Origin of the sequence: Exiguobacterium sp. s161, assembly GCF_018619045.1 — a bacterium.
GTDB lineage: Bacteria > Bacillota > Bacilli > Exiguobacteriales > Exiguobacteriaceae > Exiguobacterium_A > Exiguobacterium_A indicum.
In genome coordinates this window covers 458149-483577 of the sequence record NZ_JACSNH010000001.1, presented here as the reverse complement: position 1 = coordinate 483577, position 25429 = coordinate 458149, and the positions used below count along the sequence as shown (strand labels likewise).

Sequence of the window (25429 nt, the reverse complement as noted above, 5' to 3'; positions counted from 1 at the left end):
TTCGGTGAACTTATTTGCTGACTGGAACGACCGCACCTTTGTACTTGTCGAGAATCCAATCTTGGTTTTTCTTCTCGTGCAGAACGTCAAGAAGTGCTGTGACACGCTTGACTTTCTCATCGCCGTCACGTGTGACGATGATGTTGACGTATGGTGAAGACTCATCTTCTGAAGCGATCGCGTCTTTCAGTGGGTTCAGACCGTTATCGATCGCATAGTTCGTGTTGATGAGGACGGCGTCGCCTTCATTATTTTTGTAAGCTTGCGGAAGCAGTGATGCTTCGATGTTCGTCTTGAACTTGAGTTTCTTCGGGTTCTCTGCGATATCACCGAGTTGTGCATCTGTCGTTTTACCGTCTTTAAGCTTGATCAATCCTTCATTTTGAAGGAACGTCAAGACACGACCGCGTTCCGCGACGTTTGAGCTCGTTAAGATCGTTGCACCGTTTGGTAACTTATCGAGTGACTTGTATTTCTTCGAGTAGATACCGAGTGGTTCAACGTGGACGCCACCTGCGTTCGCGAACTTATATGATTTGTTTTCTTTCTCTTGTTGCTCAAGATACGGTACGTGCTGGAAGTAGTTCGCATCGATTTCTTTCGCTGCGAGCGCTTTGTTCGGAAGTACGTAATCTTGGAACTTCTTGATTTCAAGCTTGTAACCTTTTGCTTCGTATTCTTTTTTAACGTGCTCAAGAATCTCAGCGTGCGGTACGTTTGATGCACCAACGACGAGTGTTTTGTCGTCGCTACCTGATCCTGATGATTTTTCGCCACATGCAGCAAGGCTGATTGCTAAGACGGATACAGCAGCAGTGCCTACGAATTTTTTCCAAACTTTCATGAATGATTCCTCCAATATGAATAAAATTTGAATTAACGTTTATCGATCGCACGGATCAGCAAATCACCAATGATTTGGATGACGAAGACGATCGCTAAAATTAAGAGTGTCGCAATGACGATGACATCGTTTTGAGAACGCTGGAATCCTTCGATGAAGGCCATGTCCCCAAGTCCACCTCCGCCGACTACTCCGGCCATTGCCGTATAACCGACAAGTGAGACGAGTGTGACCGTGATACCAGAAACGATGGCAGGCAACGCTTCCGGGATTAAGACTTTATAGATGATTTGGAACTTCGTCGCGCCCATCGATTCAGCTGCCTCGATGACACCTTTATCGACTTCACGTAACGCGAGTTCAACCATCCGACCGTAAAATGGTGCAGCACCGAAAATCAGTGCCGGTAATGCTGCCGTTGGTCCGAGGAACGAACCGACGATCGCTGTCGTAAATGGAATCAATAAGATCAGTAAGATGATGAACGGAATCGAACGGAAGACGTTGACGATTAAGCTCAACACTGAATAAAACGCCCGATTCTTGAACAATAATTCTTCGTTTGTCGCATACAATAGTAAACCAATGATCAAACCGAGGACGAATGTCGAAACCCCAGCGATTGCCGTCATATAAACGGTACTGCCTGTCGCTTCCCACACCATGTCCCAGTCTAGGTTGTCAAAGAATGAAATCATCGGTGATCCACCTCCACTTCAACATCACTGGCTTGAAGCTTCGTGATGACCGCTTGTGTTGCTGCTGTTTCCCCGATCAACTGAATGAACAGTGTACCGAGTGCCCCTTCCTGCGATTGACCGACGTTTCCACCGATGATATTGAACAGGACCGGTGAATCCTTCATGACTTCCGCGAGGATCGGGCTTTCCGCTGTCGATCCGACGAACGTCAACTGAACGATTTTTCCGGTTGGGTACCGTTCGCGTAGTTTCGCGAACGTCAACTCGTTTTCCGACGGCGACGTCAATTGTTTGACGAATTCCTTCGTCATCGCTTGCTTCGGATGACGGAAGACCTCTGCGACCGGTCCTTGCTCGACGATTTTACCGGCTTCCATGACGGCGACCCGGTGACAGATTTTTTGAATGACGTGCATCTCGTGTGTGATCAAGACGATCGTCAGTTTCAGTTTTTCATTGATGTCGACGAGTAACTCAAGGATTGAGTCCGTCGTCTTCGGATCGAGTGCACTCGTTGCCTCGTCACATAAGAGAACGTCCGGGTTCGATGCCAGTGCCCGAGCGATACCGACACGTTGCTTTTGACCACCGGATAATTGCGACGGATAGGCTTTTTCACGTCCGTCTAAACCAACGAGTTGGATCAATTCCGCGACCCGTTCCTTGCGACGTGCCTTCGGGAAGCCACCGAGCTCGAGTGGGAACATGATGTTCTCTTCAACCGTCCGTGACCACAGTAAGTTGAAGTGTTGGAAGACCATCGAGACATTCTTGCGGACGCCTCGTAATTCCTTAGGTTTGAGTGATGTCATTTCAACACCATCAATTTGGATCGAACCACTCGTTGGTGCCTCAAGCATATTCAGCAATCGGATCAAGGTCGATTTCCCTGCTCCGGAATAACCGATTATTCCAAAAATTTCACCGCGCTCGATTGTCAGATCGACATTCGCGACGGCTTCGACCGCTCCGCGCTTTGAGCGATAAATCTTTCCTACGTCTTGTAAACGAATCACAACTGTCCCTCCTAAAATAAAAAAAGTGCGCGCGTTTTAGAGCAAACGCGCGCACTTTTCAGTACACAAAACCATTTGCTCTCATCTCCCAGACTTTTGTCTGCTGGAATTAGCACCACTTCGGATTAGATCCGCGGTTGCCGGGTTTCATCGGGCCAGTCCCTCCACCACTCTCGATAAGAGTTTCGGTATTAAGTTTGTAGAATATATTCTGAATATTAGCAGGGGTTATTTTTGTTGTCAAACAGTTTTTTCAGAAACTTTTTCGAGGAACGTGAAAGCACGTGTTAAGTCTTCTTTCAAATCTTCCGCATCCTCAAGTCCAACTGAAATCCGAACGAGACCGTCCGTGATGCCGAGTTCTGCCCGACGTTCTGCTGGGATTGACGCGTGTGTCATCCGTGCCGGCACCGAAATCAGACTCTCGACGGCACCAAGACTCTCAGCAAGTGTGAAGAAGTGTGTCGCCTCGACGAGTTTTTCTGCGTTCGCTGCTGAACCGACATCAAAGCTGATCATCCCACCAAATCCAGTCGCTTGTTTCGCTTGGATGTCGTGACCAGGGTGCGATGCCAGTCCTGGGTAGAAGATGTTCGAGACGATGTCTTGCGTTTGTAGGAACGCAACAAGATCATGGGCTGTCTCTTCGATCGCATCCATCCGGATACCGAGTGTACGAAGACCACGGACGAGCAAGAAGCTGTCTTGCGGTCCAAGCACGCCGCCTGTCGAGTTTTGAATGAAGTGAAGCTCTTCACCAAGCGCATCATCTTTGACGACGACAAGTCCAGCGACGACGTCCGAGTGTCCGCCGATGTATTTTGTTGCACTGTGCAAGACGATATCTGCACCGAGTGCGAGTGGTTGTTGATGATATGGAGTCGCGAACGTGTTGTCAACGACGAGTTTAAGATCGTGACGTTTGGCAATCGTTGCGATGGCTGCGATGTCCGTTACTTTCAACAACGGGTTCGTCGGTGTTTCGACGTAGACGATCTTCGTGTTGTCTTGGATCGCTGCTTCCGTCGCCGCAAGGTCCGTCGTATCGACGAATGTCACTTCGATGTTGAACTTCGGTAAGACGCGTTGCATCAAGCGGAACGTACCACCGTAGACGTCATCTGTCATGACGATGTGATCGCCAGACTCAAGCAAGTGGAAGACGGCATGGATCGCTGCCATCCCAGAACCGAACGCAAAACCACGTGCGCCACCTTCGAGATCCGCAATCAATCGTTCGATGCTCGTCCGTGTCGGGTTCGCTGTCCGTGAATATTCGTATCCGTCCTTGAGTTGACCGATTTTATCCTGCTTGTATGTGCTTGTTTGATAGATCGGAGGTGTGACGGCTCCTGTTGCCCGGTCGACACCTGTTCCTCCATGAATCAATGCTGTCTTCTTACGCATGAGTTTCGTCCACCTTTTCAAAGATTTGTTGGCTTAAGTAGCGTTCGGCACTGTCTGCGAAGACGGTGACGATCGTACTGCCGGGGTGACGCTTCGCGATATCAAGCGCAGCAACGAGCGCTGCACCTGCTGAACTACCAACGAGTAATCCTTCGCGAGCAGCGAGTGTATGAACCGCGTCAAATGCATCGCGGTCAGAAATCGTATGAATCTCGTCGACGAGTTCACGCGGAACGAGACTTGGCCATTTCGCTGTACCGATACCTTCTGTCTTATGCGGACCGGCTGGACCACCATTTAAGACGGAGCCTTCCGGTTCGACGATTGCTGCTTTTGTACCGAGACGTTGTTTTAAGAAGTCCGCTGTTCCGGCGAACGTACCACCTGAACCACAACCGGCAACGAACCAGTCGATGTGCGGCAAGTCCGCAATCAGCTCAGGACCGAGTGTCCGCTGATACGTGACTGGGTTCTCTTCGTTTTCGAATTGTAACGGAACGTAACTGTTCGGAATTTCCTGACCGAGTTCTTTTGCCCGATCGATGGCCCCTTGCATATCAAGTTCAGTCGGCGTGTTGACGACGGTTGCGCCGAGTGCCCGCATCAACGTCTGTTTTTCCTGACTGAATTTTTCCGGAACGACACAGATGACTTGAAGATCATATTTTTTAGCGGCAAGCGCCAAGCCGATGCCGGTATTCCCGGCTGTCGGCTCGATAATCGTACCGCCTGGTGTCACGTGTCCGTTTTCGATTGCTGCATCAACGAGTTGAATGCCAAGGCGGTCTTTGACGCTGCCCCCAGGGTTCATCCATTCGAGCTTCGCCAAAATGCGCGTACCAGCAGGCAAATCGAATGAAGTGATCTCGTAGAGTGGTGTGTTTCCGACGAGGTCGCGGACGTTGTTCGCGATCATCCGAAGACGATGTCCCATTCATCACGACCGGCAAGCATTTTCTCGGCATAGTGCTTCGCTCCTTTGAGGTCATGTGCGCTCGCAAATCCACATTGGACTTCGTTTTGCGCTGGAATCTCTTCTGCTGCGAGGACGTCTTTCAACGTCTTCTCAACGAGTTCGCTCATTTTTTCGACCGAGTCGAAGTTCATCATCGCCATGTAGAAACCTGTTTGGCATCCCATCGGCGAGACATCGATGACATCATCCGAGTAGTTACGGATGTTTTCAGCAAGTAAGTGCTCAAGTGTGTGCATCGCACGCATCGGCATTTGCTCAACGTTTGGTTGCGTGAAACGGATATCGTATTTGACGACTTGGTCGACTTTACCTTCTTTATAACCCGCGACGCGGATATAAGGTGCTTTGACTTTCGTATGATCCAGGTTAAAGCTTTCGACGTTCATTTTTTGAAGTGCCATGATTTATTCCCCCATTTTCTCGGCTTCTACGAGCCAGACGAAGTGATTGTATTGTATAAATTTAACAGTGAATCCTCGTGCTGTAAACAATTCTTCCATAACTGGAATCAACGGGTAGAACTCGCGTTCGAGATCTTCCGCTAACGCATCAAACCCTTGAGCACGTGCTTCACGAATCGTTTGCAGGCGTGCCTCTTCTGAAACGAACATCGTATCCGCGTAGACGATTTTTCCGTCTGCCGGTAAATGTGATGCCATCAGTTCGATTGCTTCTCCCTTTTCCTCATCTGTTAGATGATGAAACGCATACGTCGAAACAAAACTGCGTGCTTCCTTCGCCTCGAACGAGAGGAAGTGACCATCCTGTACATCAAGCGACGGAATCTTTTCCGTCAGGATTGCCCGCATCTCCGGACTTGGTTCAACGGCGAGTACGGCGTCGTGACGTGCCAGAAGACGTTGTGTCAGGTTCCCTGTGCCTGCTCCGAATTCAATGACCGGCGACTGCGCTTTATCCGCTACTGTATCCAAAATCTCATCGTATCGACGAAAAACCTCTTTATATTCCGGATCGTGTCCGGTTACTGTCTCGTCATACGTTGATGCCCATTCTGTGAAAACATCCATAAAACGTACTGTCATGCCTTGTCGTCCTCCATCTCACCAGTTAATTCCGAGTAATCGGATATGAATTAAAGTAATTTTCCTTATTCGCATTGTAGCAAGGAGATTCTATCCTGGCAAGCGACCGGCTCGAAAAACTTCCAGAAAACAAAAAAAGGCGTTGCCGGCGAACCGACAACACGAATAATGTGGTTAGAAATGCTACGAAGGAAAACCCAGCTCCATTCGGAATTGTTCGCTCTTCCGCGTGGAGGACGGCGCCTGTTCGACATGATTGCCAGCTTACGTTCACTTCCTGATCGGTCCTTTCGATCCACCACCCGTTCATTGCACCGCTTCGTCTTTGGGGGACGACTTAAGGGGAAACAATACACCGGCTTAGGATGGGAGAAAGGGTTCAGGACTTGAATCGTATTGAACGATCATCTCTGCTAGACTTCCTATAATGCATTTCTAGAAGTTGTTATGAATATACCATTCATATTTCTGCGTTGTCAACGGATTATTGTAAATATTCCGACAATTTAACAAAAAGAAAAATCCAGTTGGACTTTTCTTACCGTTCTTGACAGAAAGCAAAGACGTTTTGAACGGACTGGAAAGCATAAAGGCGCTCTACGACTTGATTTTCTTCAATTCGCAACAACGCAGGAACACTCATGACACGGGCTTCTTCTAAGAAATCCGGAATGAAATTCCCGTTCGCCTTCTGAATCGATTGACCTGATTCCGTCGCTTCGACGATATCGAGCATACGCTCCGCGATGGCGCATGTCCCGCACATCGGTGCATAGACATACAATAGCCCGTTTTCCGGGACGGTCGTGACCTCTTGCATGACGGTCGCTCCTTTCTTCGTGGTATCTGTCGTCAGTATACAAAAAAAAGAGAGCGGACGAAACGCAAGCGCCTCGTTCACTCTCTTTTCGTTAAGTATTACTCGTTGATCATCGATTTGTACGCCGCAGCGTCCATCAATGCCTCGACTTGTGAAGCATCTTCGATTTCGATGTCAACCATCCAAGCACCTTCGAATGGTGACTCGTTGACGAGTTCTGGGGAATCCGAAAGGTTTTCGTTGATGGCAACGACTTTACCAGAGATCGGTGCGTATAACTCCGAGACTGTCTTGACCGACTCGACTGAACCGAATGGCTCGTTTGCTGAGATCGTATCTCCGACTTCAGGCAATTCGACGAAGACGATATCCCCGAGTTCGTGTTGCGCGAAATCCGTGATTCCGATGCGCGCCTTGTTTCCTGATACTTCGACCCATTCATGTTCTTCCGAATAGCGTAAGTTGTCTTTTACTTGACTCATTTCCGATTCCCCCTGTGGACTAATTTGGACTAACGTGTTCAGTATACCAAAATCGACTCTGAACTTAATACCATTTTCCTTGATACATTTCTTCCTTGAAGCCGATCGTGACGTCTTTCCCGTCTGTGACGATCGGACGCTTCAACAACATGCCGTCACTTGCGAGTAACTTGTATTGCTCGTCTTCTGATAACTCTGGAAGTTTGTCCTTGATCCCTTGCGAACGGTATGATTGACCACTCGTGTTGAAGAATTTCTTCAGTGGCTCTCCACTCTTTTGATGAAGTTCCTGAATCGTCGTTGCAGATGGTGTCTCCTCGACGATATGTTTGTAATCCACTTCGACACCGTGCTGTTCGAGTGCTTTTTTTGCTTTGACGCACGTACTACATTTCGGATAGCCGTACATCGTGACTGTTTTTGTCATGTTCCTCACCTCACCTTCAAGAGTAGCAGATGGATCACTTCTGCTTCAAGCGTGCGAGCGCCCCGTCAATCTGATCTTGGTGATGCGCGTCATGGGCAACGAACGACTCGACGAATGTAAGTGGTCGGAAATCCTCATAGGTTGCTTCAAACTGCTCGTCAGACAAACGATCGAGGTGATTGACGATGTCACGCCGGACGCTGATCGCTTTTTTCAACAAAGCAAGCGGATCGATATGATGCGCATATTCGACCGCCAGTCGATTGAACTGATCAAAATCCGTCTCGACGAGCGTCAACGGTTCATCCGGTAACTTCGAGATGGCATGATCGTAATAAAACCGGTCCCATAAATACAGATGACTGACGCACTCAAGGACGGTCCACTTATTAAGCGCAAGCGGCAGATCCCATTCTTCCGGCGACAAACGTTCAAGGGATTGATAGTATGCAATCGCAAATTGCAGTTCAACCAATTCTTGGCGCATCTCGTTTTCCTCCTCCAACCAAAAACTTCGCCTTTACAGAGATTTTCCCTGCAAAGGCGAAGCGGTAAACCTGACTTAGACCGTATATTTGTTTGACTCGATGAGACGTTTTGCGATGTCGCGTTTCGTACCGATGACGTTGATTGGCTGGTAACGGCTGAATTTTTTCAGCGCCGAGAGCAACATCCGGAGTTCGTCGCCGCTTGCTGCCGCGTAGAGTGTCTCTTTCGCGTCACGCTCGACAGCTTCGAACGCTTGTTGTGCGAAGACTTCCGTGTAACGGACTTTCAGTTCGCTCTTCTCGATTCCTTTGTCGGCAATCGCTTTGTCCGTCCGGACGATTGCTGACTCCAGCGCATAGATCGCACTCATGATGTCGGCTGTATTCGCTAAAATCTCTTGCTCGCCTTGGAGTTTGTCCTGGTATTTCTGGACCGCTGTTCCGGCAGTCAACAAGAAGATCTTCTTCATCATCGCGAGTAAGTGGCGTTCGCGATCAAGTGGTGCTGTTCCGATTTCTGTCGGCATGAAGCTCATCACTTCTTGTTGCAGACGCTGTGCTTCCGCAAGCAACGGCAACTCGCCTTTCATCGCTTTCTTCAGCAACGTTCCTGGAACGAGAAGACGGTTGATCTCGTTCGTTCCTTCGAAGATCCGGTTGATCCGTGAATCACGGTACATGTTCTCGACTTCATATTCTGCCATGAAGCCGTAACCACCGTGAATTTGAACCGCTTCATCGATGACGTAATCAAATGTTTCCGAAGCGAAGACTTTATTCATCGAGCATTCGATTGCGTACTCCGCGATCGCATCAGCGATTTTCTTACCGTCCTTGCTCTCTTCTTCTGACAACTGATCGAGGCTGTCTTGGAACAGACCACCTGTCCGGTAGACTGAACTTTCCATCGCATACGTCTGTGCTGCCATCGTCGCGAGTTTTTCTTGAATCAATGGGAACGAGCTGATCGGTGTCTTGAACTGTTTCCGTTCATTCGAGTACTGGACTGCAAGATCAATCGCTCGTTTTGACGAACCGACAGCACCGACAGCCAGTTTATAACGACCGACGTTCAAGATGTTGAAGGCGATGACGTGACCGCGTCCGATCTCACCAAGGACGTTATCGACTGGTACTTCTGCATCTTGTAAGATCAACGTCCGTGTCGATGATCCTTTGATTCCCATCTTCTGTTCCTCGACGCCTGTCGAGACGCCTGGATACGATCCTTCGACGAGGAAGGCTGTGAACTTGTCACCGTCGATTTTTGCGTAGACGACGAACAAGCTTGCAAAACCAGCGTTCGTGATCCATTGTTTTTCACCGTTCAAGATGTAGTGCGTACCGGCTTCGTTCAAGACAGCCGTCGTTTTAGCACCAAGAGCATCCGAACCAGAGCCTGGTTCCGTCAACGCGTACGAAGCGATCCACTCCCCTGAAGCGAGTTTCGGCAAGTATTTCTGCTTTTGCTCTTCGTTACCGAAGAAGACGATCGGCAACGAACCGATTCCGACGTGTGCGCCGTAGCTGAGGGCGAATGAACGACCGCGTGCGAACTTCTCCGTGATGATCGAAGACGAAATCTTATCCATCTGATAGCCGCCGTATGCTTCCGGAACGTCTGCGCCGAGTAGACCAAGCTCGCCTGCTTCGCGGAGTAGACCGACTGATAATTCGAACTCGTGTTTTTCAATCCGGTCAAGGACAGGAACGACACGATCTTCGACGAACTTCGCTGTCATATCACCAACCATTTTGTGTTCTTCTGAGAAATCCTCTGGTGTGAAGAGACGTTCTGGTGCTAACTCATCTAATACAAAACTGCCACCTTTGATTAATTCGTTTGTCGTTTGGCTCATTGTCCTGTTCCTCCTTCAACTAGTTCGAATACACCTGCTGCGCCCATTCCGCCACCGATACACATCGAGACGACACCATACTGGACATTCCGGCGTTTCATTTCATGCAAGAGCGTCAATGTGAGTTTTGTTCCTGTACAACCGAGTGGGTGACCGAGGGCGATCGCTCCACCGTTTACGTTGACGATGTCTTCTTTTAATCCAAGCTCGCGGATGACACCGAGTGACTGCGAAGCGAACGCTTCGTTCAACTCGATCAATCCGACGTCTTCAAGCGTGATGCCTGCGAGGTCCAGTGCCTTCGGAATCGCGACGACTGGTCCGATCCCCATCACTTCCGGACGAACACCACCGACCGCGAACGATTTGAACTTACCGAGAATCGGTAACCCTTGGCGTTCTGCTTCTTCTCGTTCCATGACGAGGACAGCAGCCGCACCGTCTGACGTCTGCGAAGAGTTCCCTGCTGTGACGCTGCCGCCGAGGCGGAACGCTGGGCGAAGTTTCGCGAGACCTTCCGGTGACGAATCCGGGCGAACACCTTCATCGTGTTCGACGACGAATGTCTTCTCTTCGATTTTCAATTCATCATTGACGAATTGTTCCGTCACCGTTACCGGAACGATTTCGTCAGCAAACTTACCAGCCGCGATTGCTGCTGCCGCTTTTTGGTGACTCTTCAACGCAAACGCATCTTGATCTTCCCGTGAGACATTGTAGGTCGCAGCGACTTGCTCCGCTGTGTGCCCCATGCTCATGTAATATTCCGGTGCCGTGTCGACGATTGACGGATTAGGTCGGACGACGTGACCTGGCATCGGGACTTGACTCATTGATTCGAGTCCACCAGCGACGACCGCAGTTGCTTGCCCCGTCATGATTTTCATCGCTGCGTCAGCGATCGATTGTAGTCCACTTGAGCAATACCGGTTGATCGTGATCGCCGGTACCTCGTGTGATAATCCACCGAGGACCGAAGCGTAACGGGCGATGTTCATGCCTTGTTCCGCTTCCGGCAAGGCACATCCGAGAATGACGTCATCGACCGCTCCCGTGTAACCGGACCGTTTCAACGTTTCCTGGATGGCGATGCCTGCTAATTCATCCGAGCGCATCGATTTGAATGCGCCCTTTTTTGCTTTTCCGACCGGTGTTCGTGCACCGGCGACGATTACTGCTTCCTTCATCCGAATCCCCCCAGTCCTCAGTTACGAAGCGGCTTGCCTTTGACGAGCATGTGCTGCATCCGTTGTTGTGTCTTCATCTCACCGATCAGGCTCAAGAATGCTTCCCGTTCGATGTCGAGCATATATTGTTCATCGACGTGGCTACCGAAGGCGACGTTTCCGCCGGCGATGACGTGTGCGAGTTTACTTGCGATTTTCAAATCGTGTTCCGAGATATAACCGCCGTAGAACATTTCGCGTGTTGCGAGTTCAAGCGTCGCTTTCCCCGCACGACCGACGACTGGAATCTTCGCTTTCGCTGGTGCCGTGTAGCCGGTCCGGTCCAGTTCAAGGACGAGTTGTTTCGCATCATACGTCAAGTGATCCCGGTTCATCAAGATCTGATCAACAGAGCGGACATATCCGAGTTCGCGTGCTTCAAAGGCTGATTTTGAGACTTTTGCCATTGCGACGTTTTCGAACGTCTTTTGTGCTGCTTTCTCGATATTAACGAGTCCGTCTGGTGTGTTTTCTAACAGTCGACGATACGTATTGACGTTTCCGCCGCCTCCCGGAATTAGACCGACACCGACTTCGACGAGACCCATGTACGTTTCAAGCCCGGCTTGCAGACGAGCTGCCGGAAGCGAGATCTCCGTACCGCCACCAAGCGTCATTCCTTGCGGCGCAGCGACGATCGGACGTGATGCGTAACGAATCTTTTGAATCGATTGTTGGAACTTGTTGATGATCCAGTCGAGCTCGAACCAGTTCTCATCTTCCGCTTCCATCAGCATCATCGCTAGGTTTGCACCGACACAGAAGTTCTTGCCATCGTTCGCGATGACGAGACCACGGTGATTTTTCTCAACGAGATCGACCGACTGTTCGATCATCTGCATGATGTCGACACCGATTGCATTGCTCTTCGATGTGAACTCGAGCACCGCAACATCGTCGCCGATATCAAGCAAGCGCGCCCCGTTGTTCTCTAGTAAAACACCGTTTGACTTCCGTACATCACGGAGACGGATTTCCTTCGGATTGACCGTTGCTCCAACGTAGTCTTTCGTTGCAACGTCATAATGACGACCGGACGCATCATAGAAGCTCGTTTTTCCTGCTGCGAGCATCTCATCGACCCATGCCGGTACTGCGTAACCGTCTTGTTTCATCTTCGCGACCGTCTTCTCGACACCGAGTGCGTCCCATGTCTCGAACGGTCCCATCTTCCAACCGAAGCCCCATTTCATCGCTTCGTCGATCGCTTTGATGTCGTCTGCGATCTCACCAGTCAGCTGAGCCGAGTAGAGCAATGTTTTCGCATGGATCGGCCAGAGTAAGGCACCGACACGATCTTGCGCGAAGACGACGGCTTTCAGCTTGTTTTTTGCGCCCGGAAGTGCTTTAGCTTGTCCGATCGACGGCTCAGTAAGCGCTTTCTTTTCAACGTACTCAAATGTCTCTAAATCGAGTTCAAGGATCTGTTTTCCGACTTTCTTATAGAAGCCTTGACCCGTCTTCGCACCGAGTGCCCCTTGTTCGACAAGGCGGCGCATCTCAGCCGGAACCGCGAACGTCTCCTTCTCCTCGCCTTCTGGCAACAAGTCATAGACGTTGTTCGCGACGTGAACGAACGTGTCGATGCCGACGACGTCGAGTGTCCGGAACGTCGCTGACCCTGGGCGACCAAGCAGTGGACCCGTGACCGAATCGACCTCCCCGATCGAATAGCCACCTTTTTTCATCTCATCCATCGTCACGAGGAGACCGTATGTCCCGATTCGGTTGCCGATGAAGTTCGGTGTATCCTTCGCAATGACGACGCCTTTCCCGAGTCGTTCCTCTGCGAATTGCTTCATAAAGTCGACGACACTCGGATCCGTGTCTGACGTTGGAATCAACTCAAGTAACTTCAGATAACGTGGTGGATTAAAGAAGTGTGTCCCGAGGAAACGACGATTGAACGACTCCGAACGCCCTTCGCGCATCGCTTCGATCGAAATGCCTGATGTGTTCGAGCTGACGATCGCGTCTTCCCGAATGAATGGTTCGATCGTTTTAAACAATTGCTGTTTGACGTCGAGTCGTTCGACGACGACTTCGACGATCCAGTCTGCTTCCTTCAGACGTTCTAAGTCGTCTTCTAAGTTTCCGACCTCGATGAAGTCGATCAATTTTTTCGACGCGAGTGGTGCTGGATTTTGTTTCAAGAGTTTTTCGCGGTTATCGCGCGCGATGCGGGAACGGACGCGCGGATCACTCAACGTCAAGCCCTGCTTCTCTTCTTGTGCCGTAAGTTCTTTTGGTACGATATCAAGCATCAATGTCCGTATGCCAGCATTCGCAAGATGTGCCGCGATGCCTGCACCCATCACCCCTGAACCGATGATGACGGCGAATTGGATGTGTTTCGTCAACTGGATTGTGGTCGGCTGACCGATTTGACTCGCCATGATATACCCCCTGAGTTTAAATTGAATGAACAACCATTCATTATACTGACAAAAAAAGAAGCCGAACGACTTTCGTGTGCTTCTTCTACATCTTCATCATAAATGAATAATGATTCAGTAGCAATAAAAAATCAGTCAATGGACAAATTTTCCTGTTAGACTGATAAAAAGGAGTGGATAGAAATGAGTCAAACCGAGCATGTATGGAATCAAAAAGCCGCTGACTGGGCGGATCGCGCTGACGATATGTGGACGAACGGCAGTCGGAAAACCGTTTTGCCGTTCTTACGAAAAACGATCACCGGTGGTCGTTTGCTTGATCTCGGTTGCGGTGATGGGGCAGCCTGTCGCTTACTGACACCGGACTTTCAGACAGTCGGACTCGATGTCTCAGACGAGATGATCCGAATCGCCCGTGAGAAGTCACCCGAGCAGACGTTCATCGTTGGAACGGGTGAAGCATTGCCGTTCGCCGATCATGCGTTTGACGTCGTCCTTGCCGTTAACTCACTCGAATGGTCGACACGTCCCGTAAAGGTTTTAGAAGAAATCGAACGCGTCGCCCCACTTGTCGTCATCAGTCTACTTGGTCCGACAGCTGCTCCGCGGCAACTTGCTTATCGTCGTCTGTATGGTGAGGAAGTCGCGATGGGGAATACGATGATGCCGTGGGAACTGTTGCAATTAGCAAAAGAACGGGGCTGGACGTTGCTTGATGAAGCGGTCATCCAAAAGGAAGGCGCCGTCATGACGGGGCATCGGTTACTTGATCAAGCACATGCTTTCTCGTGTTTGTTTGCTTTTCAGACGACAGCTGTGAGGGAGAGATAGGATGTCATATACAACTTTTTATACGTTCATATTAGTAGCGTTAGGTATCAATCTGTTGTTTTATATCGATTCACTTGATGTTTTAGAGCGGTGGCAATATTTCTTATTGTACATGGTCTTTCTAATGGGTATACCTGAACTCGGAAGACGCATTTTTCGGAGCTATCAAGAAAAACGATTCCATCCGCAGACCTCTATCTTTCTTGTCATTCTAGTATTTGCAGGCATGCTGTTTTTAGGAAATGTCATTTTGCCGTAATGATCGATGAAACTCCATCATCAAAAACTCACTGTCTTCTCACCCGCTTTCCTCAGGCGAGACACAAGCCAGTCTTCCTCATCCCTCGAATGACGAATCCGGGTCTTGTTTGTCTCTGACAGCGCGAGATGAAACGTCGCACTTTTTCCTGTAGGAGTCGGGTGAAGACATGTGAGGAGGACGCACTCATTTATTATCCAAAGAACTCAAAAGCGATCGATTCCATTGACGGAAATCGATCGCTTTTGAGTTTAGTTCATTCAGGACGAACCGGGCATCTTCGACTCCTACAGGAAAAGGAAGCATGAACCATGCTTCCGTCAGGGAAGAGGAAGACCCGGCAAATCACATGGAATGTGAGATGCCGCGGCTTACTTCCCGCCTGAGGAAAGCGAAGATGATAGGGACGTCCGGTATACTATGCTTTATCCTCCGTGCGTTCGCTGATGTACCTGTCGCAACCACTCTTCAATTAAGACAAGATCCGATTGTTCTTCCCATTTCAGTCGGAAATAGAGTGTCTGTAGCATCTGTTTGACGTTACGATACGTCGTCCACTCCGCATCTCCCCATGTCACGTCACTCTCAAGCCACTCCTTAATATTACGTTCGATTCGTTGTAATAGGACGTCTTCCGACAGTCCATGACGACAAGCTTGCAACCACGCCGTCACCATCCGGTCCGCTTCTTCATCGACATAGAGATAATCGGATCGGATCAACTGACGAATCATCGCATCAATCGCTCCGAGCTCCTCCTGCGGACGACTCGCTGGGTGCGTAAACCAAACCGCATAGACATCTGCGATATGTGCCATGCTGTGTGCCCACCCCATTCCGTCAATGAATCCACGGACATCCTTTTCTTGCTCCAAATAGGTTTGTAAGTAAGTGGACAGCCGATCCAACTGACTTTGCGTCAATAAGTGTCGGGTTTTGTCCATCACTAACAATTCAGCGAGTGCTAATGCTGAAAATGATCGCGTCAGAACAGCTGTTGTGTCCGCTGTTCCCATTCTATACATCAATCCATGCCCGCTTAAAATAACATCGAAAATTCGATTGGTGTCTTCTATCGTAAAGGATTCTGATGCGATGTAGGTCGCTAATTGCGGATAGATCAATCCATCCCGTAACTCAGAATCCGTCGAACCGATATGTAGAAGTAACTCATCGAGTAATGCAGGCGTTACACTCGCGTCTTGTTGTAGCAGTTCCTTTAATTCTTGTTCTGTGCATGCCATTCTGTCCTCTCCTCTCTGAATCAAAAAAAGACGATGCAACGTTGCATCGCCTTCTCTTCTTATCCTTTGACCATTCCTTTGAGAACGAAGGCAACGTTTGCCGGTCGTTCTGCTAAGCGGCGCATGAAGTAACCGTACCAGTCACGTCCATAAGGAACGTAGACACGGACTTTATAGCCTTGTTTGACGAGTTCGAGTTGACGCTCGACCCGGATACCAAATAACATCTGGAATTCGAACTGGTCTTTTTCGATCCCATTTTCTTTAGCGTGACGGATGACTTGCTCGATCATCGCATCGTCATGTGTTGCGACGGCAGCATAGTTTCCGAGTGATAATTGTAACTTCACGAGCTTGATGTAGTTATGGTCGACGTCTTCCTTCTCTGGGAACGCAACCGTTGCCGGTTCTTTGTATGCCCCTTTGACGATCCGGAGATTCGTCTCGAAGCGTCCGACGCGTTTGATATCATCTTCCGACCGGTAGAGGTACGACTGGATGACCGTCCCGATGTTATCGAAAGATTGGCGCAATTCTTCAAACAATTGAATCGTCTTTTCACAACGTGGCTCATCTTCCATATCAATCGTGACGAAGACACCGAGTTCTTTCGCCCGTGTTAAGATCCGTTCCATGTTCGAGCGAATCAAGTCGTCCGAGATATCGAGTCCGAGTGATGTCAGTTTCAACGAGAGTTGCGAGTCTAATTTTTCTTCCGCAATCATCTCAACCGCACGAATACATTCTTGTGTCATCATCTCTGCTTCTGCCACCGTCGAAATGAACTCCCCTAAATGGTCCATCGTGACGCATAACCCTTTTGCGTTTAATTCCTGGATCGCCCGTTTCGATGCTTCCAATGAATCCCCTGCCACGAAGCGACTTGCTCCGAATTTAAGCCCGTATCGCTTGGCGAGACCGTTCAATGTCTTGTTTTGCGATAAGAAGATAAAACCATCCCGTAGTACTTTTTCCATCACTCATGATTCCCCCTAAATAAATGCTAGGCTGTTTTACCGTGTCGGTTCACATCTCTGCCTTTATATTATGCCATAAAGCGCTTACATGCGCTCTTTCTTTTGTTTATTTTTGAGAATCTGATGGGCGACGATACCAACAGCGAAAAACAAGACATATAGACCAATCGCCACAAAGAACTGCCACGAGAACGGATCACGAAGGCTTGAGCCGATATTGTTGTAAACGAATGCACCGGGAATGATCCCGATATAGTTCGCGATGGCGAACTGTTTAAAGCGGATTTTCGATAGACCTGACGCGTAGCTGATCGCGTCAAATGGAAACAGTGGAATCAATCGGACTATCAAGACGACGAGAAAACCGTTTGTCGCGATGCGGTCGTCGAGCACGTTCAGCTTCCCTTTCCCGATCATTTTCTCGACGCCACGGCGACCGAGCAATCGGGCGATCCAAAAGCTGAGCAAACCGCCGGTACCGGCACCAATGACGTCGAGCAATGTCCCGAGCCATGGACCGTACGTATAACCGCCAAAAATGGTCAACAGGCTTGCTGGGAAAAAGACGAGTGGTCGAATCGTGTAAGCGAGTACGTAAAGCAACATCCCGGTCAGACCTTGATCCCGTACCCAATCCGATAATGCCTGAATGTCGAATTGCTCCAGCATTCCAGACATCCGGAAGTACAGGAGCAATCCAAGTCCAAACATAAAATACAGCGTGAGCGGGAGCCAGTCCCGGAGCCGTAATTTCTTCATGACATCGTCGCCGGAGCAACGTAATAGAAAATCGAGAGGAAGATCAGGACACTGCCCGCAAGGACGAACAGATGCCAAATCGCGTGGTTATACGGCAAGCGTGCCCAGACGTAGAAGATGACGCCGAGAGAGTACGCAAGTCCACCACCGAGGAGCAGTAAGAATCCTTGTAACCCGAGTGCTTCATAGATCGGCTTGATCGCAAACAGACAACACCAGCCGAGAATCAGATAAGACGCATTCGAGATCCAGACATATTTACCGGTCGAATAAAGCTTCCAGATGATGCCGAGCGTTCCGACACCCCAGACGATTCCGAGCAATGTCCAGCCGAGCGGACCACGGAGTGTGATCAAGGCGAACGGTGTATAACTACCAGCAATCAAGAGATAGATGCCAGCATGATCTAAAATTTGTAGAACCTTGTTTGCTTTCGTATGCATCAGCGAATGCATCAAGGTCGAGAACAGATAAAGGAGAATCATCGTTGCCCCGAAGATACTGACAGCAGTGACGTTCCAAGCGCTGCCGGATTTCGTCGCCTGCAGGATCAACATCACGAGCGCGACGATACTGAAAATGACACCCAATCCGTGTGTAATGGCACTGGCGATTTCCTCTTTCAAGGAATCACCTTTTGCGAGTAGCTCTTCGATCGTTTCTTTCGATTGTTGCTTGATCGTTTGCTTAAGTTCTTTTTTGGTAACCAACCGAACACCTACTTTCTAATGACACAAGACTAACACTTTGATTATACGCTCTGAAGCGACAGCGTGCCTATCGAAAGATTCTGTCGATTTGATGACAACCGTCATCTGTTTGTCTTTTCCCGCTTATACAAAAATCCACACCGCCTAGGCGATGTGGATGTCGTTTACCATTGTTCAATATCCGGGCGATCCTTGAACGTCGATTTTGTACCGTGACGTTCGTTCAGGACCGCTTCGACTTCTTTGAAGGAGACACCGCGGTCAGCAAGCAAGACCGTTAAGTGGTACAACAAGTCTGCTGTCTCTTCGGCTAACGTATCGTTACCGGCGAGGACGACTTCAAATGCCTCTTCACCGAACTTCTTCGCAATCTTCTCGTATCCGGAAGCAATCAAATAGTTCGTATAGGATTCTGCTTCCTTTGCCTCAATCTTCGCTTTGACGGTCTGTTCCAGTTCGTATAACATCGGGCACCTCCACTTCCGTATAGAAACAACTGCGATTTCCGGTATGGCATGTCGGACCGTTCGCTTTGACCGCGATCAAGAGACTATCCTGATCACAATCAATCCACATCCGTTTGAGTTCAAGCGTGTTCCCGCTCGTCTCCCCTTTCGTCCAGAGACGATTCTTCGTCCGCGAGAAGAAGGTGACGAGACCGGTCGCAAGCGTCTTATCATAAGCGGCTTGGTCCATGAAGCCGACCATCAAGACATCGTTCGTCTGCTCGTCGACGACGACGGCAGCGACGAGTCCTTTTGAAAAATTCAATGTCGTCATCGGACTTCGACTCCCCGTTCTTTGAGGTAGGCTTTCGTTTCCGGCATCGTGTATGTCGCTTCATGGAAGATCGAAGCAGCAAGGGCCGCGTCAGCGCCTGCTTCCAACCCTTCCGCTAAGTGATCGAGCGTTCCGACCCCACCGGAAGCGATGATCGGCACGTTGACGACTTCACGTAGACGACGGATCAAGGCGAGATCATACCCGTCTTTTGTTCCGTCAGCGTCCATTGACGTGACGAGTAACTCCCCGGCACCGAGCGCAACAGCTTCCTGTGCCCACTCGATTGCGTCACGTCCGACGGGTTGTGTTCCACCGTGTGAGAAGACACCCCATGAGTCACCGGTCTGTTTCGCATCGATTGCGACGACCGTCGCTTGGACACCGAACAGGCGGCTGACTTCTTGAATCAGTTGTGGATTTTGAAGCGCTGATGAGTTGAGTGAGACTTTGTCAGCACCGGCACGAATCAAGCGTTTCGCGTCTTCGATCGTCTTGATTCCGCCACCGACCGTAAACGGCATGTAGATGACTTCTGCGACGCGTTCGACGATATCAAGCATTGTCTCGCGCCCTTCTTGCGTTGCTGAGATATCGAGCAGGACGAGTTCATCTGCCCCTTGTTCGTAATAATACTTTGCGACGGCAACCGGGTCACCGAGATCACGTAGATTCTGGAATTTGACCCCTTTGACGACACGTCCTTCCTTGACGTCAAGACAGGGAATGATTCGTTTCATCAGCATACGCGCAACACCTCTTTTAAGGCAAGTGATCCGTCGAGTAAAGCCCGACCGACGACCGCTCCGTCCATTCCGATTTCTTTGAGGCGCGCGACGTCATCGACTGTCGTCACACCACCGGAAGCAATCAATTCGACCCCTTCCCGTTTTAAACGATCGAGTCCATCAACGTCCGGTCCCATCATCATTCCGTCACGCGAAATGTCTGTATAAAGGAACGTCTTGATGCCTTTGCCGATCAGGTGTGTCATTGCCTCTTCAAGCGTCCAACCGCTCGCTTCGAGCCAGCCGCGTGTTTGAACGATGCCTTCTTTGGCATCCAACGCAACGGCTAGTTTATCACCAGCGAGAGCAATCATCTGCTCGAGTAACGCTTCGTCTTCTAGGGCGACCGTGCCGACGAGAATCCGGTCGATTCCGGCACCGACGTATGCTTCGACGGTTTCGATGTTACGGACACCACCACCAGCTTCGACGAACAAACCGGTCTCCTTTTTGATGTCGGCGATCAAGCTCAAGTGCAACGGTTCGCCGGCCTTCGCACCATCAAGATCGATCAAGTGGATCGCTGTCGCCCCATCTTCCTTGAAGCGCTTCGCAATCGTCAACGCATCACCGAAGAATGTCTGTTGGTCAAAATCTCCTTGCTTCAGGCGTACGGCCTGTCCGCTCATTAAATCGATTGCTGGGTAGAGTTGCATGTCGTCTCTCTCCATTCCTTCAGTAGTTTCAGTCCGACTTCGCCACTCTTCTCCGGGTGGAACTGCATCCCGGTGACTTGTCCTTTTTGAACGATCGCTGGAACAAGACGTCCGTATTCAACCGCGTCGACAATCCATTCTGGGTCACAAACAGCGCCGTACGAGTGGACGAAATAGACCGCTTCGCCGTGGTTCGTCAGCTGGTGCCAACCCATGTGCGGCAAGCGGACGTCGCTCGGTAGTTTTTCGATCGTTCCCGGTAAGATCCCGAGACCTTCCGTCAGTCCATCTTCGTCACTTGATTCAAAGAGCAGTTGCATCCCGAGACAAATTCCGAGGAACGGTTTCTTTTCGGCTTGTTCTTTTAAGAAGTCGACCAGTCCCGTTTCCTTTAGGCGCTCCATTGCCGGGGCATAGGCACCGACACCCGGTAATACAAGTGCTTCTGCTTGCTCCAGTAGTTCAGCATCATTCGTGACGATGACTGCCTCACCCAACTGTTTTAATACCCGCTCAATGTTTGCGATATTCCCGACGCCATAATCGACGATTGCTATCATTGATCAATCAACCCTTTCGTAGACGGTACGCCTTCGCTCGTCACGGCAACGGCCTGACGAACAGCCCGACCGAGTGCTTTGAACAACCCTTCGATCATGTGGTGCGTGTTCGAACCATACAAGACTTCGGCATGAATCGTCATCCGGGCACTGCGCGATAAGCCTTGGAAGAACTCTTCTGCGAGTTCCGTATCAAAGTCACCGAGCTTCGGATTCTTGAAGCTAGCACGGAAGACCGTGAACGGACGACCGCTGAAGTCGAGGACGACTGACGCGAGTGTCTCGTCCATCGGCACACGGGATTCACCGTAGCGTTCAATCCCGGCTTTATCGCCGAGCGCTTCCGTCAACGCTGCCCCGAGGACGATCGCGGTATCTTCGACCGTGTGGTGGGCATCGATCCACGTATCACCTTTGGCAGTTACTTTCAGACCGATCCGGGCCTGGAAGGCAAATAACGTCAACATATGATCAAAGAAGCCGACCCCCGTCTTAATCTCAACCGGACCTCCTGCGAGATCGACCTCGACCTTGATGTCTGACTCTGCACTTACTCGTTCGCTTGCGCCACGCCGCATCGTAATTCCTCCTCTACACACGTTTCTAATACTTGCATTGCTTCTGGTGATCCACAACTGACACGGAATGCTTGGTTAAACAAACGAATCCGTAATCCGGCGTCAGCACAACGTTGCGTAAAGCGTTCGGCTTCCGGATACTCGACGTAGACGAAGTTCGCTGCACTTGGATACGTCTTGCCGATTGGGGCGAGAATCCGTTCAATCGCCTCGCGGCTCGCATACGTTTCCTCTAAGACCCGATCGAGTTCCGGTTCTGCCATGATGGCGATGCCGACAGCTGCTGATAGACCAGAGACGTTGTATGGTGATTTAATCTGTTCGATTTCTTCAATGATTTGTTCGCTCGCGATGACAAAACCAAGTCGAAGCGATGCGAGTCCGAACGCTTTTGAGAGCGTCCGTAAGATGATCGCTTTCGGATATTCCTCGAGTAAGTGAAGCATCGACTGTTCGAGCGCGAAGTCGATGTACGCCTCATCGATGACGACGTATTTGCCACTGTCGAGCAAACGACGGATGTCCGCTTCCTTCCGGAGGACACCAGACGGATTGTGTGGGTGACTCAAGAAGATGATCTCACCGGGTGCTGCGATCAATCCGTCGACGTCAAGCGCCATCTCGTCAAGTAGCGGTACTCGTTCGAACGGTGCCCGTGCCCGGTCAGCGTAGAACTGATACATGACGAAGTCAGGTTCCGAGGCGATGACCGGCATGCCGGGTCCGCCGTAGCGGGCACATAAGTAGCCGATCAACTCGTCCGAGCCGTTCCCGGCGACGAGTTGCGTCGGACGGACACCGGCATACGTCGCATACGATGCCTTGACTTGATCGATGATCTCGACTGGATATTCGTTTAATGGGAACGTCGCGATCAATTCTTGGATCGCTTCGATCCCGACTGGACTGTGGGTCGTGAATCGTTCGTTTTGGTGTAATCGCATTAGTCTTCCCTCACTTCGATAGCTTGTGCGTGTGCTTCGAGTCCTTCAACCCGGGCAACGGTCTTCGCTGCGTTCGCGAGACGTTGTACGCCTGCGCGTGTGGCTTCGAGCATCGTCTGGTGACGCAGGAATGTCCGCGCTGATAATCCAGACGCAAAACGAGCTGTACCGGATGTTGGTAAGACGTGGTTCGTTCCGGCGACGTAATCACCGAGCGTTTCTGGTGTCTCATGACCGAGGAAAATCATCCCGGCGTGACGGATCGATTTGACGACCTCTTGCGGATTGGAAACGGCAAGTTCCAAGTGTTCCGCTGCCAGACGATTCGCTTCTTCGATCGCTGTTTCGAGTGGAGCGACGAAGACACCACCGTTTTCCATTGCACGGCGGGCAATCTCTTGACGCGGCAATTGCTGTAAGCGCCGTTCGATTTCCGTGTCCACCGCTTGTTTCATCTCTTCCGTTGGCACGAAGGCGATCGCGACAGCGTCACGGTCGTGTTCAGCTTGGGCAAGTAAGTCCGCTGCGATCCGGTCCGGATGCGCTGTGTCGTCCGCGATGACGACAACTTCCGATGGACCGGCAACCGAATCGATGCCAACGATCCCGTAGACTTGGCGTTTTGCTTCGGCGACGAAGCGGTTCCCGGGTCCGACAATCAAATCGACGGCTTGGATGCTTTCTGTTCCGAAAGTCAGCGCGGCGACAGCTTGTGCTCCACCGATCGTATAGATTTCTGTCACACCAGCAATCCGTGCCGCAACGAGCACCTCGTCACTTAAATTCGTCATCGGTGTCACCATAACGACCCGTTCTACTCCTGCGACTTTCGCTGGAATGGCGTTCATCAAGACGGTCGACGGATAACTGGCTGCACCACCTGGAACGTATATTCCGACCGAATCGACGGGAACGAACCGTTGACGTCGTGTCACGTCTGCTTCGACGAGTTCGATGTCAGACGGAAGTTCTTGTTCGTGCCATTCGACGAGTCGTGTCGCCATCAACTTCAACGAGTCGATCAAGTTGGCGTCTGCCTGTTCGAAGGCTTGCGTGATCCGTGTTTCACTGAGACGAAAATCCTCAAGATCAACCTGATCGAATTGGTTCGTGTAATCGCGGACAGCAGCGTCGCCGTCTGTTGCGACGCGTTCGAGGATCGCGCGGACCGCGAGCTCCGTGTCGCGATCGATGCTGAAAGGTTTTGTCGGTGTCATGATCGTGTCACTCCTTCTGTCAATTGCTCGAGCAAGCGGATGACTTCGACCCGCTTCCGTTTTAACGTCCATTCGCTCGTAAAGAATCGAGCACTGATATCGATGATTTTCTCGTATTCGTTTAGTCCGTTCGCCCGTAACGTCTCACCCGTCTCGACGATATCGACGATTGCGTCAGCGAGACCGAGTAACGGTGCCAACTCGACCGAACCGTTCAACGGTACGATGTCGACGTCGACACCGAGTTCGCTGAAGTAGCGTTTGGCGATGACCGGATACTTCGTCGCAATCCGGACGCGGCGTCCGCCTTCGAATTGCAAAGGTTCCTTCGCACAAACCGACATCCGGCAGACGCCGAACGGCAATTCTGCCAGTTCCGATAGTTCTTGATCCGATTCGAGTAAGATGTCACTGCCGGTGATCGCAACGTCAAGAACCCCTTGAGCGACGTACGGGATCAAGTCCGATCCTTTCATGAAGACGAATTCGTGCTCGCCCCGTTTGACGATCAGTTCACGTTCAATGGCTCCCCATGTCTCGACGCCAGCTTCTTTTAGATAACGTTCTGTCGCTTTCGACAGCCGTCCTTTCGTAATTCCGATTCGCATTTAGAGCACCTCCGCCAACCGTTCGACCGAGAATCCGATGCCGAACGCCTGTTGTTCTTGTCCGAATTGTTCATAAAGCCGGTCGTAGCGTCCACCGACGAGGACGGGTTCCGTTACACCTTCGATGAAACCGTGGATCGTGATCCCGTCGTAGTACGTCTGTAAACCCATTTGACCGAAGTCGAGATCGGCATTGACGGCTTCCGCGAGATCAAGCACGGCGTTGAGTCTTGTCTCGTCGACGTACGGTAGGATCGTCTCTGCCCCTTCACGTCCGAATAATAAAGGAAGTTTTGCAAGCAAGGCATCATCGAGTTGACCCGCGATTCGCTTCAGTTCGATGACGTTACGTAAACGGAGCATCTGCGTCACTTGGTCGCGTAAGTGGTGATCACCGATGCGCGTCTCGATCAAATGCTCGATCAAACCGGCATCGCCGATCGAGAGTGTGACTTCTTTTCCTGTCAGTTCTTCGACGAGTCGGACCGCAAGTTGAATTGCTTCGACTTCCGCGATTTGTCCTCGTTCCTCGAATCCGACCTGGAACTTCTCTTCCGGTTGAAAGACGGAGCCACTGTAGAAGACACGTTTATATTGTTCGCGACCCCGTTCGCTAAGTGCACGCGCGACACTAGTCGTAAAATCCATTCGAATCTGTTCCCGTCCACCGATTTCCTCAATTAAGGGGGTGATTAATCGGGTATAGTTAGATTGTTCGAGTCCATCTTCGAGCTGACGGATGACCTGCTGGAGCCGCGTTGCCGAGGCACCGACATAGTCTGTCGCTCCATCCTTGAGTCGAATCGTAGAAAATGATTGCATACTCCCACTCC

General features: G+C 50.6%; 28 protein-coding genes, 1 pseudogene and 1 riboswitch. Of the genes and pseudogenes, 2 read left to right on the top strand and 27 right to left on the bottom strand.

Features of this window, described 5'->3' with window-relative positions; translation table 11 throughout:
- Positions 1 to 10 precede the first annotated feature (10 nt).
- From KNQ14_RS02300 to KNQ14_RS02235, 14 genes are all read right to left on the bottom strand, one after another.
- Entirely contained in the window at positions 11 to 844 is an 834-nt protein-coding gene (locus KNQ14_RS02300; protein WP_214859501.1) for a MetQ/NlpA family ABC transporter substrate-binding protein, read from the bottom strand.
- A gap of 32 nt (positions 845 to 876) precedes the next feature.
- Positions 877 to 1542 carry a methionine ABC transporter permease gene (locus KNQ14_RS02295; protein WP_064299452.1) on the bottom strand — a complete coding sequence of 222 codons (666 nt, stop codon included), beginning with the start codon at positions 1540 to 1542 and terminating at the stop codon, positions 877 to 879.
- On the bottom strand, positions 1539 to 2561 hold the full coding sequence (locus KNQ14_RS02290; RefSeq protein WP_214859500.1) for a methionine ABC transporter ATP-binding protein: 1023 nt from the start codon (positions 2559 to 2561) through the stop codon (positions 1539 to 1541). Before KNQ14_RS02290 ends, KNQ14_RS02295 begins: the two co-directional genes overlap by 4 nt.
- Positions 2562 to 2639: 78 nt before the next feature.
- A riboswitch (SAM riboswitch) is annotated at positions 2640 to 2744 on the bottom strand.
- A 57-nt stretch (positions 2745 to 2801) separates the two neighbouring features.
- Positions 2802 to 3968, bottom strand: a complete 1167-nt coding sequence (locus KNQ14_RS02285; RefSeq protein WP_214859498.1) for a bifunctional cystathionine gamma-lyase/homocysteine desulfhydrase — start codon at positions 3966 to 3968, stop codon at positions 2802 to 2804.
- Entirely contained in the window at positions 3961 to 4884 is a 924-nt protein-coding gene (locus KNQ14_RS02280; RefSeq protein ID WP_023469164.1) for a PLP-dependent cysteine synthase family protein, read from the bottom strand. The genes KNQ14_RS02285 and KNQ14_RS02280 overlap by 8 nt, the downstream gene beginning before the upstream one ends.
- Positions 4881 to 5345, bottom strand: a complete 465-nt coding sequence (locus tag KNQ14_RS02275) for an S-ribosylhomocysteine lyase (RefSeq protein WP_023469165.1) — start codon at positions 5343 to 5345, stop codon at positions 4881 to 4883. The genes KNQ14_RS02280 and KNQ14_RS02275 overlap by 4 nt, the downstream gene beginning before the upstream one ends.
- Positions 5346 to 5348: 3 nt before the next feature.
- Positions 5349 to 5987, bottom strand: a complete 639-nt coding sequence (locus tag KNQ14_RS02270; protein ID WP_023469166.1) for a class I SAM-dependent methyltransferase — start codon at positions 5985 to 5987, stop codon at positions 5349 to 5351.
- Positions 5988 to 6525: 538 nt separating this feature from the next.
- On the bottom strand, positions 6526 to 6807 hold the full coding sequence (locus KNQ14_RS02265; protein ID WP_023469167.1) for a thioredoxin family protein: 282 nt from the start codon (positions 6805 to 6807) through the stop codon (positions 6526 to 6528).
- Positions 6808 to 6905: 98 nt separating this feature from the next.
- Positions 6906 to 7289, bottom strand: coding sequence for a glycine cleavage system protein GcvH (gcvH, locus tag KNQ14_RS02260; RefSeq protein ID WP_029342437.1), 384 nt, complete (start codon positions 7287 to 7289; stop codon positions 6906 to 6908).
- Between the two features lie 64 nt (positions 7290 to 7353).
- A complete protein-coding gene (locus KNQ14_RS02255) occupies positions 7354 to 7716 on the bottom strand; it encodes an arsenate reductase family protein (protein ID WP_023469169.1) in 363 nt (120 codons plus the stop codon).
- A 34-nt stretch (positions 7717 to 7750) separates the two neighbouring features.
- Positions 7751 to 8203, bottom strand: coding sequence for a DinB family protein (locus KNQ14_RS02250; RefSeq protein ID WP_149427758.1), 453 nt, complete (start codon positions 8201 to 8203; stop codon positions 7751 to 7753).
- 75 nt (positions 8204 to 8278) lie between these two features.
- On the bottom strand, positions 8279 to 10063 hold the full coding sequence (locus tag KNQ14_RS02245; RefSeq protein WP_035396370.1) for an acyl-CoA dehydrogenase family protein: 1785 nt from the start codon (positions 10061 to 10063) through the stop codon (positions 8279 to 8281).
- Positions 10060 to 11250, bottom strand: coding sequence for an acetyl-CoA C-acetyltransferase (locus KNQ14_RS02240; RefSeq protein WP_214859497.1), 1191 nt, complete (start codon positions 11248 to 11250; stop codon positions 10060 to 10062). The genes KNQ14_RS02245 and KNQ14_RS02240 overlap by 4 nt, the downstream gene beginning before the upstream one ends.
- Positions 11251 to 11267: 17 nt before the next feature.
- Positions 11268 to 13685: a 3-hydroxyacyl-CoA dehydrogenase/enoyl-CoA hydratase family protein gene (locus KNQ14_RS02235; RefSeq protein ID WP_214859496.1), complete on the bottom strand. Its 2418-nt coding sequence runs from the start codon at positions 13683 to 13685 to the stop codon at positions 11268 to 11270.
- A 183-nt stretch (positions 13686 to 13868) separates the two neighbouring features.
- Between KNQ14_RS02235 and KNQ14_RS02230 the strand changes: the two genes are divergently transcribed.
- Together KNQ14_RS02230 and KNQ14_RS02225 are read left to right on the top strand one after the other, a co-directional pair.
- Positions 13869 to 14516, top strand: coding sequence for a class I SAM-dependent methyltransferase (locus KNQ14_RS02230; RefSeq protein WP_214859495.1), 648 nt, complete (start codon positions 13869 to 13871; stop codon positions 14514 to 14516).
- A gap of 1 nt (position 14517) precedes the next feature.
- Positions 14518 to 14775 carry a hypothetical protein gene (locus KNQ14_RS02225; protein WP_214859494.1) on the top strand — a complete coding sequence of 86 codons (258 nt, stop codon included), beginning with the start codon at positions 14518 to 14520 and terminating at the stop codon, positions 14773 to 14775.
- Positions 14776 to 15200: 425 nt separating this feature from the next.
- Here the strand turns inward: KNQ14_RS02225 and KNQ14_RS02220 are convergent, their stop codons facing one another.
- The 13 genes and pseudogenes from KNQ14_RS02220 to KNQ14_RS02155 form a co-directional block, all read right to left on the bottom strand.
- On the bottom strand, positions 15201 to 16019 hold the full coding sequence (locus tag KNQ14_RS02220) for a DUF2785 domain-containing protein (RefSeq protein WP_214859492.1): 819 nt from the start codon (positions 16017 to 16019) through the stop codon (positions 15201 to 15203).
- Between the two features lie 59 nt (positions 16020 to 16078).
- On the bottom strand, positions 16079 to 16996 hold the full coding sequence (locus KNQ14_RS02215; RefSeq protein WP_023469178.1) for a proline dehydrogenase family protein: 918 nt from the start codon (positions 16994 to 16996) through the stop codon (positions 16079 to 16081).
- Positions 16997 to 17080: 84 nt separating this feature from the next.
- Entirely contained in the window at positions 17081 to 17755 is a 675-nt protein-coding gene (locus KNQ14_RS02210; protein WP_214859490.1) for a TVP38/TMEM64 family protein, read from the bottom strand.
- Positions 17752 to 18411, bottom strand: coding sequence for a PAQR family membrane homeostasis protein TrhA (gene trhA, locus KNQ14_RS02205; RefSeq protein WP_035396436.1), 660 nt, complete (start codon positions 18409 to 18411; stop codon positions 17752 to 17754). Before trhA ends, KNQ14_RS02210 begins: the two co-directional genes overlap by 4 nt.
- Before the next feature lie 218 nt (positions 18412 to 18629).
- Positions 18630 to 19245, bottom strand: a pseudogene (hisIE, locus tag KNQ14_RS16690) (bifunctional phosphoribosyl-AMP cyclohydrolase/phosphoribosyl-ATP diphosphatase HisIE).
- A complete protein-coding gene (gene hisF, locus KNQ14_RS02190; protein WP_023469183.1) occupies positions 19242 to 19991 on the bottom strand; it encodes an imidazole glycerol phosphate synthase subunit HisF in 750 nt (249 codons plus the stop codon). Before hisF ends, hisIE begins: the two are co-directional and overlap by 4 nt.
- On the bottom strand, positions 19985 to 20689 hold the full coding sequence (gene hisA / locus KNQ14_RS02185; RefSeq protein WP_035396350.1) for a 1-(5-phosphoribosyl)-5-[(5-phosphoribosylamino)methylideneamino]imidazole-4-carboxamide isomerase: 705 nt from the start codon (positions 20687 to 20689) through the stop codon (positions 19985 to 19987). The genes hisF and hisA overlap by 7 nt, the downstream gene beginning before the upstream one ends.
- Complete coding sequence (hisH, locus tag KNQ14_RS02180) at positions 20662 to 21249, bottom strand: imidazole glycerol phosphate synthase subunit HisH (protein WP_214859488.1); 588 nt, start codon at positions 21247 to 21249, stop codon at positions 20662 to 20664. The genes hisA and hisH overlap by 28 nt, the downstream gene beginning before the upstream one ends.
- The gene (hisB, locus tag KNQ14_RS02175) at positions 21246 to 21827 is read right to left on the bottom strand and encodes an imidazoleglycerol-phosphate dehydratase HisB (RefSeq protein WP_035396348.1); all 582 of its coding nucleotides are present in this window, start codon (positions 21825 to 21827) and stop codon (positions 21246 to 21248) included. Before hisB ends, hisH begins: the two co-directional genes overlap by 4 nt.
- Positions 21800 to 22771, bottom strand: coding sequence for a pyridoxal phosphate-dependent aminotransferase (locus tag KNQ14_RS02170; RefSeq protein ID WP_214859487.1), 972 nt, complete (start codon positions 22769 to 22771; stop codon positions 21800 to 21802). Before KNQ14_RS02170 ends, hisB begins: the two co-directional genes overlap by 28 nt.
- Complete coding sequence (gene hisD, locus KNQ14_RS02165) at positions 22771 to 23988, bottom strand: histidinol dehydrogenase (protein WP_214859486.1); 1218 nt, start codon at positions 23986 to 23988, stop codon at positions 22771 to 22773. Before hisD ends, KNQ14_RS02170 begins: the two co-directional genes overlap by 1 nt.
- Positions 23985 to 24596: an ATP phosphoribosyltransferase gene (hisG, locus tag KNQ14_RS02160; RefSeq protein WP_023469189.1), complete on the bottom strand. Its 612-nt coding sequence runs from the start codon at positions 24594 to 24596 to the stop codon at positions 23985 to 23987. Before hisG ends, hisD begins: the two co-directional genes overlap by 4 nt.
- Positions 24597 to 25418: an ATP phosphoribosyltransferase regulatory subunit gene (locus tag KNQ14_RS02155; RefSeq protein WP_214859485.1), complete on the bottom strand. Its 822-nt coding sequence runs from the start codon at positions 25416 to 25418 to the stop codon at positions 24597 to 24599.
- Positions 25419 to 25429: the final 11 nt, after the last annotated feature.